The organism is Borborobacter xinjiangensis (assembly GCF_047739745.1).
GTDB lineage: Bacteria > Pseudomonadota > Alphaproteobacteria > Rhizobiales > Rhizobiaceae > Pseudaminobacter.
Genome location: NZ_JBLLVA010000008.1, coordinates 72,860 through 90,995 on the forward strand (window position 1 = coordinate 72,860; position 18,136 = coordinate 90,995).

Annotated in this window: 14 protein-coding genes; 9 read left to right on the forward strand and 5 right to left on the reverse strand. The window is 63.6% G+C overall.

The window, feature by feature from the left end:
* Window position 1 precedes the first annotated feature (1 nt).
* Together polA and mgrA are read left to right on the forward strand one after the other, a co-directional pair.
* A complete protein-coding gene (gene polA, locus ACLKMW_RS11200) occupies window positions 2–2,911 on the forward strand; it encodes a DNA polymerase I (RefSeq protein WP_415724546.1) in 2,910 nt (969 codons plus the stop codon).
* Between the two features lie 41 nt (window positions 2,912–2,952).
* Window positions 2,953–4,002, forward strand: a complete 1,050-nt coding sequence (mgrA, locus tag ACLKMW_RS11205) for an L-glyceraldehyde 3-phosphate reductase (protein ID WP_415724547.1) — start codon at window positions 2,953–2,955, stop codon at window positions 4,000–4,002.
* Window positions 4,003–4,029: 27 nt separating this feature from the next.
* On the opposite strand, the gene ACLKMW_RS11210 is transcribed toward mgrA, so the two are convergent.
* Window positions 4,030–5,613, reverse strand: coding sequence for a peptide chain release factor 3 (locus tag ACLKMW_RS11210; protein WP_415724548.1), 1,584 nt, complete (start codon window positions 5,611–5,613; stop codon window positions 4,030–4,032).
* A 167-nt stretch (window positions 5,614–5,780) separates the two neighbouring features.
* On the opposite strand from ACLKMW_RS11210, the gene ACLKMW_RS11215 reads away from it, so the two are divergent.
* The gene (locus ACLKMW_RS11215; protein ID WP_415724549.1) at window positions 5,781–6,509 is read left to right on the forward strand and encodes a class I SAM-dependent methyltransferase; all 729 of its coding nucleotides are present in this window, start codon (window positions 5,781–5,783) and stop codon (window positions 6,507–6,509) included.
* 7 nt (window positions 6,510–6,516) lie between these two features.
* Here ACLKMW_RS11215 and ACLKMW_RS11220 read toward each other — a convergent pair whose 3' ends face one another.
* On the reverse strand, window positions 6,517–6,735 hold the full coding sequence (locus tag ACLKMW_RS11220; RefSeq protein ID WP_415724640.1) for a DUF6356 family protein: 219 nt from the start codon (window positions 6,733–6,735) through the stop codon (window positions 6,517–6,519).
* Window positions 6,736–6,834: 99 nt separating this feature from the next.
* Here ACLKMW_RS11220 and ACLKMW_RS11225 point away from each other — a divergent pair, with 99 nt between their 5' ends.
* The 4 genes from ACLKMW_RS11225 (at window position 6,835) to ACLKMW_RS11240 (ending at window position 9,780) form a co-directional block, all read left to right on the forward strand.
* The gene (locus ACLKMW_RS11225; protein WP_415724550.1) at window positions 6,835–7,305 is read left to right on the forward strand and encodes an Lrp/AsnC family transcriptional regulator; all 471 of its coding nucleotides are present in this window, start codon (window positions 6,835–6,837) and stop codon (window positions 7,303–7,305) included.
* Window positions 7,306–7,360: 55 nt separating this feature from the next.
* Window positions 7,361–7,834: a dUTP diphosphatase gene (gene dut / locus ACLKMW_RS11230; protein ID WP_415724551.1), complete on the forward strand. Its 474-nt coding sequence runs from the start codon at window positions 7,361–7,363 to the stop codon at window positions 7,832–7,834.
* Between the two features lie 135 nt (window positions 7,835–7,969).
* A complete protein-coding gene (locus ACLKMW_RS11235; RefSeq protein ID WP_415724552.1) occupies window positions 7,970–8,779 on the forward strand; it encodes an isocitrate lyase/PEP mutase family protein in 810 nt (269 codons plus the stop codon).
* The gene (locus tag ACLKMW_RS11240; protein ID WP_415724553.1) at window positions 8,776–9,780 is read left to right on the forward strand and encodes a proline racemase family protein; all 1,005 of its coding nucleotides are present in this window, start codon (window positions 8,776–8,778) and stop codon (window positions 9,778–9,780) included. Before ACLKMW_RS11235 ends, ACLKMW_RS11240 begins: the two co-directional genes overlap by 4 nt.
* A gap of 6 nt (window positions 9,781–9,786) precedes the next feature.
* Here ACLKMW_RS11240 and ACLKMW_RS11245 read toward each other — a convergent pair whose 3' ends face one another.
* A complete protein-coding gene (locus ACLKMW_RS11245) occupies window positions 9,787–10,515 on the reverse strand; it encodes a sulfate transporter family protein (RefSeq protein ID WP_415724554.1) in 729 nt (242 codons plus the stop codon).
* A 175-nt stretch (window positions 10,516–10,690) separates the two neighbouring features.
* Here ACLKMW_RS11245 and ACLKMW_RS11250 point away from each other — a divergent pair, with 175 nt between their 5' ends.
* Complete coding sequence (locus tag ACLKMW_RS11250) at window positions 10,691–11,683, forward strand: adenosine kinase (protein WP_415724555.1); 993 nt, start codon at window positions 10,691–10,693, stop codon at window positions 11,681–11,683.
* Window positions 11,684–11,692: 9 nt separating this feature from the next.
* Here ACLKMW_RS11250 and ACLKMW_RS11255 read toward each other — a convergent pair whose 3' ends face one another.
* Window positions 11,693–13,978 (reverse strand): NADP-dependent malic enzyme, encoded by a 2,286-nt coding sequence (locus ACLKMW_RS11255; RefSeq protein ID WP_415724556.1) that lies wholly within the window; start codon window positions 13,976–13,978, stop codon window positions 11,693–11,695.
* Window positions 13,979–14,116: 138 nt separating this feature from the next.
* On the opposite strand from ACLKMW_RS11255, the gene mutS reads away from it, so the two are divergent.
* Entirely contained in the window at window positions 14,117–16,813 is a 2,697-nt protein-coding gene (gene mutS, locus ACLKMW_RS11260) for a DNA mismatch repair protein MutS (RefSeq protein WP_415724557.1), read from the forward strand.
* A gap of 192 nt (window positions 16,814–17,005) precedes the next feature.
* On the opposite strand, the gene ACLKMW_RS11265 is transcribed toward mutS, so the two are convergent.
* Window positions 17,006–17,983: a small ribosomal subunit Rsm22 family protein gene (locus ACLKMW_RS11265; RefSeq protein ID WP_415724558.1), complete on the reverse strand. Its 978-nt coding sequence runs from the start codon at window positions 17,981–17,983 to the stop codon at window positions 17,006–17,008.
* Window positions 17,984–18,136 lie beyond the last annotated feature (153 nt).

Genomic DNA, 18,136 nt, shown 5'->3' on the forward strand with positions numbered 1-18,136 from the left:
CATGAAAAAAGGCGATCATCTGTTCCTCATCGACGGCTCCGGCTACATCTTCCGGGCTTATCACGCACTGCCGCCGCTGACGCGCAAATCCGACGGCTTGCCGGTCGGCGCCGTGTCTGGCTTCTGCAACATGCTGTGGAAGCTGATGAAGGATGCGCGCAACACCGATGTCGGCGTGGTGCCGACCCATTTCGCGGTGATCTTCGATTATTCCTCCAAGACGTTTCGCAACGAGCTTTACGCGGAATACAAGTCGAATCGCTCGGCGCCCCCGGAAGACCTCATCCCGCAATTCGGCCTGATCCGCCAGGCGACACGTGCCTTCGACCTGCCCTGCATCGAGATGGAAGGGTTCGAAGCCGACGACCTGATCGCCACCTATGCGCGCCTTGCCTGTGAGGCGGGCGGCGATACGACGATCATTTCGTCGGACAAGGACCTGATGCAGCTCGTCGGACCGAGCGTGTCGATGTACGACCCCATGAAGGACCGCCAGATCGGCATTCCCGAGGTCATCGAGAAATGGGGTGTGCCGCCGGAAAAGATGATCGATCTGCAGGCGCTGACCGGCGATTCGATCGACAATGTGCCGGGCATCCCCGGCATCGGCCCGAAGACGGCCGCCCTGCTCATCGAACAGTTCGGCGATCTCGACACGCTGCTGGCGCGTGCCGGCGAGATCAAGCAGGACAAGCGTCGCCAGTCCATCATCGACAATGCCGAGAAGGCGCGCATTTCGCGCGAGCTGGTGCGCCTGAAATATGACGTGCCGGTGGTCGACCCGCTCGAGGATTTTGTCCTTCAGCCGCCGAATGGCCCGAAATTGATCTCCTTTTTGAAGGCGATGGAGTTTTCTTCGCTTACCCGCCGCGTCGCGGAGACGACCGGCACCGATCCGGCCGCGATCGATGCCGAACAGATCAGGGTGGAAGCCGGCGTGCAAGCGCACGGCCCTGACCTTGACGTGGACGTGCCTGTCGCAAATGGCGAGGGCAAGGAAGCTGGCCCGTTGACGCCGGCGCAATTGGCGAAATCTCGGGCTGAGATGGCGACCGCGGAAAAAATCGGCCTCGCCGAGCCCGAATGCATTCGCGATCGCGCCACTCTCCTGGCATGGGTCGCCGAGGCGAGGGAAGCCGGAGCAGTGGCCTTCAGGACGGAAACCACGTCGCTCGACCCGATGCTGGCCGAGCTGGTCGGCTTTTCGCTGGCGACCAGACCCGGCCGCGCCGCCTATGTTCCGCTCGCGCATCGCTCGGCTGCAAGCGATCTGCTGGGCGGCGGCCAGAGGGAGAACCAGGTCTCGTTCGACGATGCCATGGCCGCGATCCGGCCACTGCTCGCCGACCCATCGGTGCTCAAGATCGGCCACAACATCAAATATGACTGGCTGCTGATGCACCGGCTCGGTGTCGATATCGCGGCCTTCGACGACACCATGCTGATGTCCTATGTGCTCGATGCGGGCACCGGCGGCCACAGTCTCGACGCGCTGGCCGACCGCTGGCTGGACCACGCCGTCATTCCGTTCAAGGATCTGGTCGGTTCGGGCAAGAGCGTCGTCACCTTCGATTTTGTCGACATCGAGCGCGCGACCACTTATGCCGCGGAAGGTGCGGACCTCGCCATCCGATTGTGGCGGGTTCTGAAGCCGCGCCTTACCGCGAACGGCCTTGTCTCGGTCTATGAGCGGCTTGAGCGGCCGCTGATCCCGGTACTGGCGCGCATGGAAGAACGCGGCATCACGGTCGATCGCCAGATGTTGAGCCGGCTTTCGGGCGAGCTGGCGCAGCGTGCCGCAGCTCTCGAGGACGAGATCTATCAGGTGGCCGGGGAGAAGTTCACCATCGGCTCGCCGAAGCAGCTCGGCGACATCCTGTTCGGGCGCATGGGCCTGCCGGGCGGTTCGAAGACCAAGTCGGGGCAGTGGTCGACCACCGCGCAGGTGCTTGAAGAACTTGCGGCGGAGGGTTACGAACTGCCGCGCAAGATCGTCGATTGGCGCCAGCTCACCAAGCTCAAATCGACCTATACAGACGCGCTGCCGGACTATATCCATCCCGATACGCGGCGCGTCCACACTTCTTACGCGCTCGCCTCGACCTCGACCGGCCGGCTGTCCTCCTCCGAGCCCAATCTGCAGAATATCCCGATTCGCACCTCCGAAGGCCGGCGCATCAGGACGGCGTTCATTGCCGACAAGGGCAACAAGCTCGTCTCCGCCGACTACAGCCAGATCGAACTACGGGTGCTTGCCCATGTCGCCGATATCCCTCAGCTCAGGCAGGCCTTTGCCGACGGCGTCGACATTCATGCGATGACGGCGTCGGAAATGTTCGGCGTGCCGGTGGCCGGCATGCCTTCGGAGGTGCGCCGGCGCGCCAAGGCGATCAATTTCGGCATCATCTACGGCATTTCCGCCTTCGGCCTTGCCAACCAGCTTTCGATCCCGCGCGAGGAAGCAAGCGACTATATCAAGCGCTATTTCGAGCGTTTTCCGGGCATCAAGGACTATATGGACGGCACCAAAGCCTTCGCGCGCGAAAAAGGCTATGTCGAAACCATCTTCGGGCGCCGCGCGCATTATCCGGAAATACGTTCATCTAATCCGCAGCACCGCGCTTTCAACGAACGGGCGGCGATCAATGCGCCGATCCAGGGCTCGGCGGCGGACATCATCCGCCGCGCCATGGTGCGCATGGATGCGGCGCTGCAAGAAGCGAAGCTTTCGGCCCGCATGCTGTTGCAGGTGCATGACGAACTGATTTTCGAAGTGCCGGAGGAAGAGGTGGAACAGACCTTGCCGTTGGTGCGCGCGGTGATGGAGAATGCCGCCATGCCGGCGGTCAATCTGGCGGTGCCGCTTCAGGTCGATGCGCGTGCCGCGGTCAACTGGGACGAGGCGCATTAGGCACCGCTCGCCGGAATGCACGGATCAGCGAGGAGATCGACATGAACTGGCATCCGGCTGAAAATCGTTATGAAACGATGCGCTATAACCGCTGCGGGCGCTCCGGGCTGAAATTACCGGCGATTTCGCTCGGGCTCTGGCACAATTTCGGCGAAGACACGCCATATCGCACCAAACGCGCGATCTGCCGGAAAGCGTTCGATCTCGGCATCACCCATTTCGACCTCGCCAACAATTACGGCCCGCCGCCCGGCTCGGCCGAGACCGCTTTCGGCGAGATATTGCGCACCGATTTTGCCGGCTTCCGCGACGAGATCATCATCTCCAGCAAGGCTGGATACGACATGTGGCCCGGCCCTTACGGCGAATGGGGCAGCCGTAAATATCTGCTGGCCAGCCTCGATCAGAGCCTCAAGCGGATGGGGCTCGATTATGTCGACATCTTCTATTCGCACCGTTTCGACCCGGAGACGCCGCTCGAGGAAACGATGATGGCGCTAGATCAGGCGGTTCGCTCCGGCCGGGCGCTTTACGCAGGCATTTCATCCTACAATTCGCAACGCACAAGCGAGGCGGCTTCGATATTGCGCAGTCTCGGCACCCCCTGCCTGATCCACCAGCCGAGCTACTCCATGCTCAATCGCTGGGTGGAAGATGACGGGCTGCTCGACACGCTTGACGGTCTCGGCATCGGCTCCATCGTGTTCTCGCCGCTGGCGCAGGGCATGTTGACGACCAAATATCTGGACGGCATTCCGGAAGACAGCCGCGCCGCCAAGGGAAGATCGCTGCAGCGGGATTTCCTCGCCGAAAAGACGCTCGCTAATATACGCGCATTGAACGCCATTGCCGAAGGGCGCGGCCAGACGCTGGCGCAGATGGCTCTGGCCTGGGTGCTGCGCCAGGGCCGCGTGACCTCGGCGCTGATCGGCGCCAGCCGTCCAGAGCAGGTAGAGGATTGCGTCGGCGCGCTGAACAAAGCCGATTTCACCGAGGCCGAGCTGGTCGAGATCGACCAGTATGCGCGCGATGCCGACATCAATATCTGGGCGCGCTCGTCGGAGCGCCCGGGTCCCGTACGGCGGAAATAGGCTGCGGAGGCGGCAGGTTCACGCCACCTAATCGCGGACCTGATAGTCCTTGATCGCGGCGAAGCGGATCGCCTTCCAACGCTCGGCCTCGTAGTTCAGCGAGAATTCATGCTGCGCCAGAAAGACCGGATCGTCGTCGAGATCGCGGGCGATGTCGCCGCGATGTGCTTCGACGAAGCGGTGGATGTCGGCCGGGTCGTCGGCATCGATCCAGCGGCAGACCGAAAAGCGCGCAACCTCGAAATCGACCGGGAGGCCATATTCCACCGATAGCCGTTCCTTCAGCACGTCGAGCTGCAGCGCGCCAACCACGCCGACGATGGCCGGTGAGCCGTCTTCCGGCGAAAACAACTGCACCACGCCTTCCTCGGCCATCTGGTGCAGCGCTTCCTTCAGCTTCTTGGCCTTCATGGCATCGCCGAGGCGGACACGGCGAAGGATTTCGGGTGCGAAGTTAGGTACGCCCCTGAAAAGGATTTCTTCGCCCTCGGTCAGGGTATCGCCGATGCGCAGCGTGCCATGGTTGGGAATGCCGACCACGTCGCCGGCATAGGCCTCGTCGGCGGTGATACGCGAGCGGGCAAAGAAAAACTGCGGCGCCGAAAGGCTCATCGGCTTGCCGGTGCGCACCAGCTTGGCTTTCATGCCGCGCTCCAGCTTGCCCGAGCAGACACGCACGAAAGCGATGCGATCGCGATGGTTCGGGTCCATATTGGCCTGGATCTTGAAGACGAAGGAGGTCATCTTCTCCTCCGTCGCCTCGACCTTGCGGGTGTCGGCCTCCTGCGCGCGGGGCGCCGGGCCGAAGGCGCCGAGCGCCTCGATCAGGTCGCGCACGCCGAAATTGCGCAGTGCCGAGCCGAAGTAGACCGGCGTCAGATGGCCTTCACGGAAGGCATCCTCGTCGAACGGCCGGCAGGCCTCGCGGGCCAGTTCCAGTTCCTCGATGAAGGCCTCGCGCTCGTTGACCGGCAACAAGCCGGCGACGCGGTTGGAATCGGGGCCGTGGACAGGCGTGCGCTCCACCTCGCTGTCGCCATGCCGTACGGCGTTCTGGGCCAGATGGTAGGTTCCGGAGAACGTCTTGCCGCGTCCGATCGGCCAGGTGACGGGCGCGGTGTCGAGCGCCAGCTTCTCTTCGATCTCGTCGAGCACCTCGAACGGGTCGCGGCTTTCGCGGTCCATCTTGTTGATGAAGGTGATGATCGGGATGTCGCGCAGGCGGCAGACTTCGAACAGCTTCAGCGTGCGTGGCTCGATACCCCTTGCCGCATCGATGACCATCACCGCGCTGTCGACCGCCGAAAGCGTCCGGTAGGTGTCGTCGGCGAAATCCTCGTGGCCGGGGGTGTCGAGCAGGTTGAAGACATTGTCGCCATATTCGAAGGTCATCACCGAGGTGACGACCGAAATGCCGCGCTCGCGCTCGATCTTCATCCAGTCCGAGCGGGTCTGGATCTTGTCCTTCTTGGCCTTGACCTCGCCGGCGAGCTGGATGGCGCCGCCGAACAGCAGCAGTTTTTCGGTCAGCGTGGTCTTGCCCGCGTCCGGGTGCGCGATGATCGCGAAAGTGCGGCGGCGGGCGACCGCCTGCTTTATGGTCTCGGCCATGTCGTGAAGTCCTTTGTCGCGCGGGCTTCTAGCAGGAGGGCAGGCTGCTGTCGAGAAAAGCGAGGAACGTTCCAGCGCCGACCTCCGAATGCTGGTCATGCGCGTGAGCGACAAAGTTGACAGCGACGAAGCTTTCGCTTTGATCGTTCCGGCGAATGGAACATAGAATGGCGCAAAACATCTACGACAATCCGGAATTCTTCGAGGGCTACAGCCGGCTCGGCCGCTCGCTCGAAGGTCTGGAGGGTGCCGCGGAATGGCCGGCGCTGCGCGCACTATTGCCGGAGTTGCGCGGCAGGAGGGTGGTTGATCTCGGTTGTGGCTTCGGCTGGTTCTGCCGCTGGGCGCATGAACAGGGTGCCGCGCAGGTGCTTGGCCTCGACATATCCGAGAATATGCTGGCGCAGGCCCGCGCCACTTCCACCAGCACGACGATAGATTATGCCAAGGCGGACCTGGAGCGGCTTGCCCTGCCGCAGGCGTCATTCGACCTGGCCTACAGTTCGCTCGCCCTGCACTATGTCATGGATTTGGCGGGACTGTTTGCCGTAATACATCGAGCTCTTGTTCCCGGCGGCTCGTTCGTATTCTCGAGCGAGCATCCGATCTATATGGCGCCGACCAGTCCGGGCTGGTCGATCGATGCCCAGGGGCGCAAGAGCTGGCCGGTCGACAGCTACCAGATGGAAGGTCCGCGCGTGACCGACTGGTTGGCACCGGGCGTCATCAAGCAGCACCGCACCATCGGCACCACGCTCAATCTCTTGATCCGCTGCGGCTTCGCCATCTCGCATGTCGAGGAATGGGGTCCAACGGATGCGCAGATCGCCGCCAGACCCGAACTGGCGGAGGAACGCGAGCGTCCGATGTTCCTGCTGATCTCGGCGGCCCGTTAAGCCGAAGTCATGCCTTCGTCGCTCGGTTGTGCGTGCGCTCATAGAGCTGGCGAATGATTCGGCTCGCTGTGGTTTCGAACAGGAACGGCAAGACGGCATGAACCAGAGCGGCGCAGGCCGCGACGAACAGCCGTCCGGAGAATTTTCCGGCAAAGGCCATATGTTCCAAATAGCTTTCGTCAACCGAGGCTGGATGGCTGGTGAACAGTTTTGCGACGCGGTTCATCATGAGCCCTTTCTGTTTTGGCGACTATTGCCCGCCAATCGCGGAATTTTGTCCCAAATCGTCCTTCCGTGGGACCAGATTTCGGGATAAAATACCGCAATGCTCGCCAATCTCGATACGATAGACCGAAGGTTGCTTGCCGAGCTGCAGCGCGACGGCACCCTTTCGGTCGATCAATTGTCGGAACGCGTCAGCCTTTCGCGCAACGCCTGCTGGCGGCGGGTGAAACGGCTGGAGGACGATGGCGTCATCACCAGGCGGGTGGCGCTGGTCGACCCTGAAAAGCTCGGCCTTGCCCTTTCCGTCTTCATCATCGTGCGCACCTCCAGCCACGACCCGCAATGGCTGACGAAATTCCGGGATGCGGTGTCGGTCTTTCCGGAAATCACCGGCGTCTATCGCATGTCTGGCGACCTCGACTATGTGCTGCGGGCCCGTGTCGCCGATGTGAAGGCATATGACAGGCTCTATCAGCGGCTGATCGCCAAAGTGCCGCTGACCGATGTCTCGGCATCCTTCGTCATGGAGGAGATCAAGGACACGACCGCCGTTCCGGTGGAAATCCGCTGAGTTGAGCGGACTGTGGAATTGACGAAAGGCCGCGATGGTCCGATAGATCGCGGCCATGAAAGCGGCCCTGAAGAAAACCCCCTCACTCGGCATTGTCCGGCTTCCCCATGGCGACGGCCTCGATTTGCCGGCCTATGAAACGGCGGGCGCCGCCGGCATGGATCTGCGCGCGGCGGTGCCGGACGATCGGCCCCTGCTTATTCTGCCGGAACGGCGCGCTCTGGTTCCAACGGGAATCATTCTTGAAATTCCGGAAGGACATGAAGGCCAGGTGCGGCCGCGCTCGGGCCTTGCCCTGAAGCACGGCATCACCTGCCTCAATACGCCGGGCACCATCGACAGCGACTATCGCGGCGAGGTCAAGGTGCTGCTGATCAATCTCGGCGACGAGGATTTTACCGTGACGCGCGGCATGCGCGTGGCGCAGATCGTCTTTGCTCCGGTGGCCCAGTTGCGGGTCGTGGAGCGTAGCCTGGCTCAGGCGACCGAGCGCGGCGCCAACGGCTTTGGCTCGACCGGCAACTCGTGAGACGCAAAGCTCCTGCCTGTCATCTGTTGTCAGTAGCACATGCCGGCCATTGATGGGCCAGCCTGAATTGGATTTGCCGCGCTTGGCAGGCCAGCGTAGGATCGCAAGAATCCACTCAGGCTGAGGGTTGTCACGATGGATAAGGGCGCGTTGTTTCGCCAGCTTCACGAGGCGCCGGGCGCCTTCCTCATTCCCAACCCATGGGATATCGGTACGGCAAAGCTGCTTGCTTCGTTCGGGTTCAAGGCACTGGCCACCACCAGCGCCGGCTTTGCCTTCTCGCGCGGCCTGCCCGACGGGGCCGTCGCCTTCGACATGATGATCACTCATTGCAAGGAAATCGTCGCGGCGACCGACCTGCCGGTTTCGGCCGATCTGGAACGCGGCAAGGGCGACAGCCCCGAAAGCGCCGCCGAGACGATATTCGCCGCGCAGGCGGCCGGGCTCGCAGGCTGCTCGATCGAGGATTATACCGACGATCCGGACAATCCGATCTATGATTTCTCGCTCGCGGTCGAACGTGTGGCGGCCGCGGCCGAAGCCGCCCGCGCCCTGCACAATGATTTCGTCTTCACGGCGCGCGCCGAAAATTTCCTGCACGGCCGCCCCGATCTCGACGACACGATCGCGCGTCTGCAAGCGTTCGAACGTGTCGGCGCCGATGTCCTATATGCGCCGGGTATCACCGATATCGAGATGGTAAGGACGATCTGCTCCTCGGTCTCGAAGCCCGTCAACGTGCTTGCCGTGCCGGGGTTCACCATGCCAGCCCTCGCCGATGCAGGCGCCAGCCGCATCTCGCTCGGCTCCAAGCTTACGACTCACGCCTTTGGCATGATGCAAAGGGCTTCGCGCGAAATGCTGGAGCAGGGCACGTTCGAATTCTCGAAGGATTGCATGCCTTACGTCGACCTTCAGCGGCTGTTTTCGACCGGCAGTCTATGAGCGAGGTTGTTGCCGTTACAGACATGCACACCGGCGGCGAGCCGGTGAGGATCGTTACCGCCGGCTATCCGCGCATACCCGCAGGCACGATCCTCCAGAAACGGGCCTATGTGCGCCAGAACCTCGACCATCTGCGCAAGATGCTGATGTTCGAGCCGCGCGGCCATTATGACATGTATGGCGCCTTGCTGGTTGAGTCGTACCTGCCCGGAGCCGATCTCGCGGTGCTGTTCATGCACAATGAAGGCTACTCCACCATGTGCGGCCATGCCGTCATCGCGCTCGGCCGCTACGCTGTAGATCAAGGCATCGTTCCCGCACGTGAACCGGTGACGACGGTCAACATCGAATGCCCCTGCGGCATGGTCGTCGCCTCGGTCGAGGTGCGAAACGGCAAGGCAGGCGCGGTCTCATTCGAGAGCGTGCCGGCATTCCTTTTTGCACGGGAGCAGCGGGTCGAGTTGCCCGGCCGCGGCCTCGTCGACTTCGACATCGCCTATGGCGGCGCTTTCTATGCCCTGGCCGATTGCCGGCAGCTCGGGCTGGAATTCGGCCGCGATCGCGTCCGCGACTTCGTCGATGCGGCAAGCGCGCTGACCGAAACGGTGAAGCGCGAATTTCCGCTCTTCCATCCCGACCACGAGGATCTCGCCTTTCTCTACGGAACGATCCTGACCGATGGAAAGGATGCGTTCTCGGATGAGCCCACCAAGAATGTCTGTGTCTTCGCCGATGCCGAGGTCGATCGCTCGCCGACCGGCTCCGGCGTCACCGCGCGCCTCGCAGCCATGCATGCGAAAGGCCAGATTGGCATCGACCAGACACGTGTCTTTGAAAGCATCGTCGGTTCGCGCTTTACCGGCGCGGTGGCCCGAACGACCACGGCCGGAGCGCATGAAGCGATCATCGCCCGCGTCGGCGGCCATGCGCATTATTGCGGCAAGGCGGAATTCTTCCGCGAAGAAGATGACGAACTGGGCCGCGGCTTCCTGGTGGTTTGAGGCGGCTCACGCCGCCCCAGGTTCCCGCGCCCGGCCAAGCTCTCGCGCCGATATCATCTTGTGCAGGTGAACCATCATCGCCGTCGCAAAGAGCGGCGTCAGCAGATTGACGAAAGGCACGGCAAGGAAAGCCGCGATGATGAGACCGGCGAAAAACACCGTGCCGGCATGTTTGCGCCTCAGCGCCTTGGCTTCGGCTTCGGTGCGAAAGCGCATGGCGGCGAATTCGAAGAATTCGCGGCCAAGCAGATAGGCGTTGACGATGAAGAAGGCGGCGATGTTGACGCCCGGCACGAACAGCAGCAGCAGCGCGAACAGATTGGCGAGGACGACCACGCCGAAGAATTTCAACGAGATCAGCAGCGCCGGAAGCGCCGGCATAGCCTGGCCGGGCGGGTCGGAGGGATAGTCGGTCCTTTCAACGACCTCGGCGATGTCGTCCAGGAACAGGCCGGCGACGATTGCCGTAACGGGCGCCACCAGCAGCGCCATTGCCAGCGCAAGACCGATGCCGACCAGGATGGCGGCGATCAGGGCAAGCCAGCCGGCCCAATCCGGAAAGCCGGGAAGGAGTGTGTCGATCCAGGGCAGCGCCAATGCATCGAATGTCTGGTGAAGGCCGAACCAGAGCGCCGCCAGCGCCAGAATGGTAATGCCGAGCGATTTAAGCAGCACGCGACGGAATTCCGGGGTGAAAAGTCGCCCAACCGCAGCGCGAGCGGCCTCGATGATCATTGCCGGCACTCCCAATGCTTCTGCATTCAGACGCAATTGCCTGAACGGCGGCCCAGCGCAATGAGATAGGCGGCTGAACCGCAAGCCGCAAGAATGCCTTTCGGCGGGTTTTCAAAGCCGCCGCCAGCCGCTAGAGGATCGAACCGACAAATGGCAGCGGTTTCGCGGGGACTTCATGACGGATTACGACGTGCTTTGCGTCGGCAACGCGATTGTCGACATCATCGCCCAATGTGACGAAGCCTTTCTCAAGGACCACGGCATCATCAAGGGCGCGATGAATCTGATCGATGTCGAGCGCGCCGAACTGCTCTACGGGCATATGGGCCCGGCGATCGAAGCTTCCGGCGGCAGCGCGGGCAATACGGCTGCCGGCATCGCCAGCTTCGGCGGGCGCGCCGCCTTCTTCGGCAAGGTGTCGAAGGATCATCTCGGCGGGATCTATACGCATGATATCCGCGCGCAGGGCGTCGCCTTCGACACCGTGCCGCTCGAAGGCAATCCGCCGACGGCGCGCTCGATGATCTTCGTCACGCCGGACGGCGAACGCTCGATGAACACCTATCTCGGCGCCTGCGTGGAGCTTGGACCGGAGGATGTCGAAGCCGACAAAGTGCGCGGCGCGAAGGTCAGCTACTTCGAGGGCTATCTTTGGGATCCACCCCGCGCCAAGGAAGCGATCCGGCTGGTGGCGCAGCATGCCCATGAGGCGGGTCGCCAAATGTCGATGACCTTGTCCGATCCATTCTGCGTCGATCGCTATCGCGGCGAGTTTCTGGAGCTGATGCGCAGCCGCACCGTCGATATCGTCTTTGCCAATGAAAGCGAGCTGAAGTCGCTCTATCAGACCGAATCGTTCGAACAGGCGCTCGATCTGGTCCGCGCGGACTGCCGGCTGGCCGCCGTCACCCGCTCCGAGCTCGGCTCGGTGATCGTGCGCGGCGAGGAGACCGTTCGGGTCGATGCGATCGACATCGCCGAGCTGGTCGACACCACCGGCGCCGGCGACCTTTACGCCGCGGGCTTCCTTTTCGGCTACACTTCGGGCCGTAGCCTGGAGGATTGCGGCCGCCTCGGCTCGCTCGCCGCCGGGCTGGTCATCCAGCAGATCGGACCGCGCCCCCGCCAGAACCTGCGCCAGGAGGCCGAGCAGGCCGGGCTGCTGTAGGACATCGCCTCAATTGTCGGCGCTGTAGGCGGCGATCACCGCCATATTGACGATGTCGCTGTCCTTGGCGTTGAGCGGCACGATCTGCGCCGGCTTGTTGAGCCCGACCAGCAGCGGCCCGATCACGGTCGAGCCGCCGAGCTCCTGCAGCATCTTGGTCGAGATCGACGCCGAGTGGTAGGCCGGCATCACCAGCACATTGGCCGGACCTGACAGGCGGCAGAACGGATATTGCTGCATGAGGCGCGGATTGAGCGCCACATCCGCGGCCATCTCGCCGTCATATTCGAAATCGACGCGGCGCTTGTCGAGGATCTTCACTGCCTCCTGGATGCGCTCGGAGCGCTCACCGGCCGGATGGCCGAAGGTGGAATAAGCGAGCATGGCCACCCGCGGCTCATAGCCCATCCGGCGCGCGAAGCCGGCGGCTTCTTCGGCGATATCGGCGATCTGCTCGGCATTCGGCATATCGTGCACGGCGGTGTCGGCGACGATCACCGTGCGGCCCCGGCACAGCGCAATCGAAACGCCGATGACGCGATGGCCGGGCTTGGCGTCGATCACCCGGCGCATGTCGTCGAGCACGATCGAATAGTTGCGCGTCACTCCGGTCACCACGCCATCCGCATCGCCGAGCGCCACCATCGTGGCGGCGAAATGGTTGCGGTCGTTGTTGATCAGCCGCTGGCAATCACGGAACAGGAAGCCCTTGCGCTGCAGGCGCTCGTAAAGATAGTCGGCGTAGATGGCGTTGCGGCGTGAAAGCCGCGCATTGATGATCTCGATGCCTGGCTTGCCGAGATCGATGCCGGCATTGCGCGCGTTTTCCTTGATGATGTCATCGCGTCCGACGAGAATGGCCGTTCCGAGTTCCTGATTGGCATAGGAGACGGCCGCGCGCATAACCTGCTCTTCCTCGCCTTCTGCAAAGACGATCCGCTTGGGCTGACGGCGCACGCGATCGTATATGCGCTGCAGCGTCGAGGCGATCGGGTCGCGGCGGGCCGAGAGCTCATTGGCATATTTGGCGAGATCGAGGATCGGCCGGCGGGCGACGCCGGAATCCATCGCGGCCTTCGCCACCGCCAGCGGCACAGCGGCGATCAGGCGCGGATCGAACGGCACCGGGATGATGTAGCTCGGTCCGAATTTCGGCCGGCTGCCTCGATAGGCTGCGGCGACATCGTCGGGAACGTCCTGGCGGGCAAGCGCCGCCAGCGCCTCGGCGGCGGCGATCTTCATCTCCTCATTGATGGTGGTCGCCCGCACGTCGAGCGCACCGCGGAAGATATACGGGAAGCCGAGGACATTGTTGACCTGGTTCGGGTAGTCGGACCGGCCGGTTGCCATGATGGCGTCGTCGCGGATCTGCGCCACCTCCTCGGGGGTGATTTCCGGATCGGGATTGGCCATGGCAAAGATGATCGGGTTCTTCGCCATCGACCGGACCATGTCCGGTGTCAGCGCGCCCTTGGCGGAGACGCCGAAGAAAATGTCGGCGCCGTTCATTGCGTCGGCCAGCGAGCGCGCCTTGGTCTTCACCGCATGCGCCGACTTCCACTGGTTCATGCCTTCGGTGCGGCCCTGGTAGACCACGCCCTTGGTGTCGCACAGAATGATGTTTTCGGCCACGAAACCCATCGCCTTGATCAGCTCGATGCAGGCAATGCCGGCCGAGCCCGCGCCATTGCAGACGAGCTTCGCCGACTTCATGTCGCGGCCGGTCATCTCGAGCGCGTTGATGAGGCCGGCGGCGGCGATGATCGCCGTTCCATGCTGGTCGTCGTGGAAGACCGGGATGTCCATCAGTTCGCGCAGGCGCTGCTCGATGATGAAGCATTCCGGCGCCTTGATGTCCTCCAGGTTGATGCCGCCGAAGGACGGGCCGAGATAACGCACACAGTTGACGAATTCATCGACATTCTGGGTGTCGATTTCGAGATCGATGGAATCGACGTCGGCGAAGCGCTTGAACAGCACCGCCTTGCCTTCCATCACCGGCTTGGAAGCGAGTGCGCCGAGATTGCCAAGGCCTAGGATCGAGGTGCCGTTGGAGATGACGGCAACCATGTTGCCGCGCGCCGTGTAGTCGAAGGCGCGGGAGGCATCTTCGGCGATGGCAAGCACCGGCGCGGCGACGCCCGGCGAATAGGCCAGCGACAGGTCGCGCTGGGTGGCCATCGGTTTGGTCGGGCTGACCTCCAGTTTTCCAGGGCGGCCGCTGGCATGAAAATCCAGTGCTTCCTGGGCGCTGACGGACGGGCCCGCATTGTCGGATTTGTTGCCGGATGCCATGGTCGGTCGCCCCCCTTCCTTGATGCCGTTTGTTTTTGTGGAGGATTCGGGATTAAGGCTACACTCCGGGGCTGTAAACCGCCAAGCAGGACGAAGCTCTTTTTTGATGACGCATTGAATAGGGAAACGCCGATCCGCATGGACAACACTTCGCCGGCTCCGGCCATGGGCGCGCCGACGCCGATGATGGAGCAATATATCGAGATCAAGGCGGCCAATCCGGACTCGCTGCTGTTCTATCGCATGGGCGATTTCTACGAGCTGTTCTTCGATGATGCGGAAGCTGCCTCGCGCGCGCTCGGCATCGTGCTCACCAAGCGTGGCAAGCATCAGGGCCACGACATCCCCATGTGCGGCGTACCGGTGCATGCGGCCGACGACTATCTGCAGAAGTTGATTGCGCTGGGCTTCCGCGTCGCCGTCTGCGAACAGATCGAGGACCCTGCCGAGGCCAAGAAGCGCGGCTCTAAATCGGTCGTGAAGCGGGATGTCATCCGGCTCGTCACGCCGGGTACCATCACCGAGGAAAAGCTGCTGGCGCCTTCGGAATCGAATTTCCTGATGGCGCTTGGGCGGGTGAAGGGGGGCAGCGAGAGTGCCTACGCCTTGGCCTGGATTGAGCTGTCGACCGGCATTTTCCGTGTCGCCGAGACGAGCGCGGAAAATCTTCTGGCGGATATTTTCCGGGTGGATCCGCGCGAGTTGATCCTTGCCGAACCGGTATTCCGTGACGAGGAACTGAAACCGGTATTCGATCTGCTTGGCCAGGTCGCCAGCCCGCAGCCGCCGAGCCTGTTCGATTCTGCCTCCGCGCCGGCCCGCATCGCCCGCTTTTTCGAAGTGGCGACGCCGGACAGTTTCGGCACCTTCTCGCGCGCCGAACTATCGGCGATCTCCGGCATCGTCGCTTATGTCGAGAAGACCCAGAAGGCCGAGCGTCCGCCGCTGTCGCGACCTGAACGCGAACACGCCGGCGCGACGCTGTTCATCGATCCGGCAACGCGCGCCAATCTGGAGCTGCTGCGCACCACCGCCGGAAGCCGTGAGGGCTCGCTGTTCAATGCCATCGATCGCACCGTCACCGGAGGCGGCGCACGGCTCCTCTCCGACCGTCTGATGTCGCCGCTGACCGATCCGAAGGCCGTCAACCGGCGTCTCGATTCGGTCGCCTTCTTCCTCTCCGAACGTCGGCTTTGCGAGGCCTTGCGAACCTGCCTCAAGGGCGTGGCCGACATGCCGCGCGCTTTGACCAGGCTGGCGCTTAATCGCGGGGGCCCGCGCGATCTCGGCGCGCTGCGCTCAGGCTTCGAGGCAGCCGTGGCGCTGCGGACGCTGTTCACCGACGCGATCGTGCCAGCCGAACTCAAGGCCGCGCTCGAGGACATCTCGGCGCTGCCGATCCGCTTTGCCGATCATCTGACCGCCGCGCTTGCCGAGGAGCTGCCGCTGCTCAAGCGCGACGGCGGCTTCGTGCGTTCGGGCTACAATGAGGAACTCGATGAGATGCGGGCGCTGCGCGACGAGTCGCGGCGCGTCATCGCCGCAATGGAGCGCGACCTCATTGAGGAAACCGGCATCCGTTCGTTGAAGATCCGCCACAACAATGTTCTTGGCTACTATATCGAGGTGACCGCCAACCATCAGGCCATCATGACGGGAACGGACGAGGCGAAGGCCCGCTTCATCCATCGCCAGACCATGGCGAACGCCATGCGCTTCACCACGACGGAGCTTGCCGGCCTCGAAACGAAGATCGCCAACGCTGCCGACCGGGCGCTGGCGATCGAGCTCGCCGCGTTCGATGCGCTGGTAGCGGAGGCGGTTGCCCACGCCGATGCGATCCGCGCCGGGGCCGGCGCGCTGGCTATGCTCGATGTGTCTTCCGCTCTCGCGGTGCTTGCCGGGACCGAGGCTTGGTGCCGGCCGGTGGTTGACGACAGCCTGGCCTTCGAGATCGCCGGCGGCCGCCACCCGGTGGTGGAACAGGCGCTACGGCGTGCGGCGGCAGGCGAATTCGTCGCCAATGACTGCGATCTGTCGCCGGAAGATAACGCCAAGGCCGGCGCGATCTGGCTGCTGACCGGCCCCAACATGGGGGGCAAGTCAACCTTCCTGCGGCAGAACGCACTTATGGCGATCCTGGCGCAGATGGGCTCCTATGTTCCGGCGACCTCGGCGCGCATCGGCGTCGTCGACCGGCTGTTCTCGCGTGTCGGCGCCTCCGACGACCTGGCGCGCGGGCGCTCGACCTTCATGGTCGAAATGGTCGAAACGGCGGCGATCCTCAACCAGGCGGGCGACAGGTCATTGGTCATCCTCGATGAGATAGGCCGCGGCACCGCCACCTTCGACGGGCTGTCGATCGCGTGGGCAGCGGTGGAATATCTGCATGAGAAGAACCGCTGCCGCGCCATCTTCGCCACGCACTTCCACGAGATGACGGCGCTGGCCGGCAAGCTGGCGCGGCTCCACAACGTCACCATGCGGGTCAAGGAATGGGAGGGCGACGTCGTCTTCCTGCACGAGGTCGGCAAGGGTGCTGCCGACCGCTCCTATGGCGTGCAGGTGGCGCGGCTCGCCGGTCTGCCCGATGCGGTGGTGCAGCGGGCGAAGGATGTGCTGCACCAGCTCGAAGCCGGCGAGACCTCGGGTAAGGCCGACCGCCTGGTCGACGATCTGCCGCTGTTTTCGGCGGTGGTGCGCAAGGAGCCGCCCAAGCCCGTAGCGAGCGACGCGCTTGGCAGCGCGCTCGCCGCGCTCAATCTCGACGAGATGACGCCGCGCGAGGCACTGGACGCGCTTTATCGGCTGAAGGAGATGGCGGCGAAGGGGTGAGCCCCCTCACCCGGCTTGCTTTGCAAGCCACCCTCTCCCCGGCGGGGAGAGGAGACCAGCTTCTCCGCTGCGCTTCCCTTTCGCCATGGCAGAGCGGCGCGTCGACGCTGCTTCCTCTTCTCCCCTTGGGGAGAAGGTGGCCCGAGGGGCCGGATGAGGGGGCAAAGGAGCGCAAGCCAAGGCACAAGACTCCTATTCCGGCTCACCCCACACCGCATCGCCCCAATCTAGCTTCCGCGCAACTTTGAATGAAGCGCCGTCGCGGCGAGTGACGAGGCGCTCGACGGCGACCCCGCCTGCATAGCAGAGCTTGAGCCGCACCATGCCGCTGGATGCCTGCGGCGGACTGAGCACGCGCGCGCCGGCGCGCTCGCCCACAAGGCGCGAGGCGGCAATGAAGATATATTTCTCGTCTTCCCACGGCACTTCGCCGCCCTTGGCGAGCCGGTGCAGCCGCGAGCGGGCGACGCGGCGCGAAAAATGGCACCAGTCGGGTGCCACAAGCGGACAGTCCTGCTGATGCGGGCAAGGGGCGACGAGATGCGCGCCGGCCTCAATGAGGCGCGAACGCGCGCTGAGGATGCGCCGCCAGCCAGCGGGCGTTCCGGGTTCGACGATCACCAGCATGTCCTCGGTGAGATGCCACAGCCGGTCGATCAGCGGCTCGATCTCATCCGGTGCGATTTCGTCCAGTACATAGGCGAGCATTACCAGTTCGGCGGGCTGGAGATCGGGCAACACGCCGGTGACGTCGGCGGCAATGAAGCGCGCCGAAATAGGCCCGGCATGGCCGGCAAGATTGCCGCCGACCGCTCGGATCGCCGGACTGGCCTCGACCAGCACCGCGTGCCGAAGGCTTTCCCAGCAGTCGCGCGCCGCCCACAATGCAGTGCCCGGGCCCGCGCCGACGTCGAGCAGGCTGCGCGGCGAAAAGTCCGGGCGGCTTTCGGCCACCCTGCCCAGGCTGGCGCGCACCGCCGCATAGGTCGCTGGCAGCCGGGTCGCCAGATAGGCCTTCGCCGCCAGTTCGTCCGACAGATGCAGCCGGCCATCGCGCGTCTCGGCACGGTAACGGCGCGACAGCAGGTCCGCTGCCTGCTTGAGCGCCGGCAGCGGCATACCTTCCAGGGTCTTGTCGACTGCCTGGCGAAGCGCGGCAGGAAGTTCCATGGCCCCTCACGCAATCCCGAATTTGCGCGCCGGGCGGCGGCCGTTCTTGAGGATGCCGAGGGTGTAATTTGACGTGCCGCCGCTGATCGGGCTCATAATGTCTTCCTGTGCGTGATGGTTGCCGCGGCGTGCGGAAACTGGCGGTTACACAAG

Excerpts from the sequence above, each read along its gene's own strand:
- ACLKMW_RS11210 (WP_415724548.1), bottom strand. The coding sequence starts at position 5,613 with ATGGCCGAGACCATAAAGCAGGCGGTCGCCCGCCGCCGCACTTTCGCG.
- dut (WP_415724551.1), top strand. The coding sequence starts at position 7,361 with ATGAAAGCGGCCCTGAAGAAAACCCCCTCACTCGGCATTGTCCGGCTT.
- mutS (WP_415724557.1), top strand. The coding sequence starts at position 14,117 with ATGGACAACACTTCGCCGGCTCCGGCCATGGGCGCGCCGACGCCGATG.
- ACLKMW_RS11245 (WP_415724554.1), bottom strand. The coding sequence starts at position 10,515 with ATGATCATCGAGGCCGCTCGCGCTGCGGTTGGGCGACTTTTCACCCCG.
- ACLKMW_RS11215 (WP_415724549.1), top strand. The coding sequence starts at position 5,781 with ATGGCGCAAAACATCTACGACAATCCGGAATTCTTCGAGGGCTACAGC.
- mgrA (WP_415724547.1), top strand. The coding sequence starts at position 2,953 with ATGAACTGGCATCCGGCTGAAAATCGTTATGAAACGATGCGCTATAAC.
- ACLKMW_RS11265 (WP_415724558.1), bottom strand. The coding sequence starts at position 17,983 with ATGGAACTTCCTGCCGCGCTTCGCCAGGCAGTCGACAAGACCCTGGAA.
- ACLKMW_RS11235 (WP_415724552.1), top strand. The coding sequence starts at position 7,970 with ATGGATAAGGGCGCGTTGTTTCGCCAGCTTCACGAGGCGCCGGGCGCC.
- ACLKMW_RS11220 (WP_415724640.1), bottom strand. The coding sequence starts at position 6,735 with ATGAACCGCGTCGCAAAACTGTTCACCAGCCATCCAGCCTCGGTTGAC.
- ACLKMW_RS11240 (WP_415724553.1), top strand. The coding sequence starts at position 8,776 with ATGAGCGAGGTTGTTGCCGTTACAGACATGCACACCGGCGGCGAGCCG.
- ACLKMW_RS11255 (WP_415724556.1), bottom strand. The coding sequence starts at position 13,978 with ATGGCATCCGGCAACAAATCCGACAATGCGGGCCCGTCCGTCAGCGCC.
- ACLKMW_RS11225 (WP_415724550.1), top strand. The coding sequence starts at position 6,835 with ATGCTCGCCAATCTCGATACGATAGACCGAAGGTTGCTTGCCGAGCTG.
- ACLKMW_RS11250 (WP_415724555.1), top strand. The coding sequence starts at position 10,691 with ATGACGGATTACGACGTGCTTTGCGTCGGCAACGCGATTGTCGACATC.
- polA (WP_415724546.1), top strand. The coding sequence starts at position 2 with ATGAAAAAAGGCGATCATCTGTTCCTCATCGACGGCTCCGGCTACATC.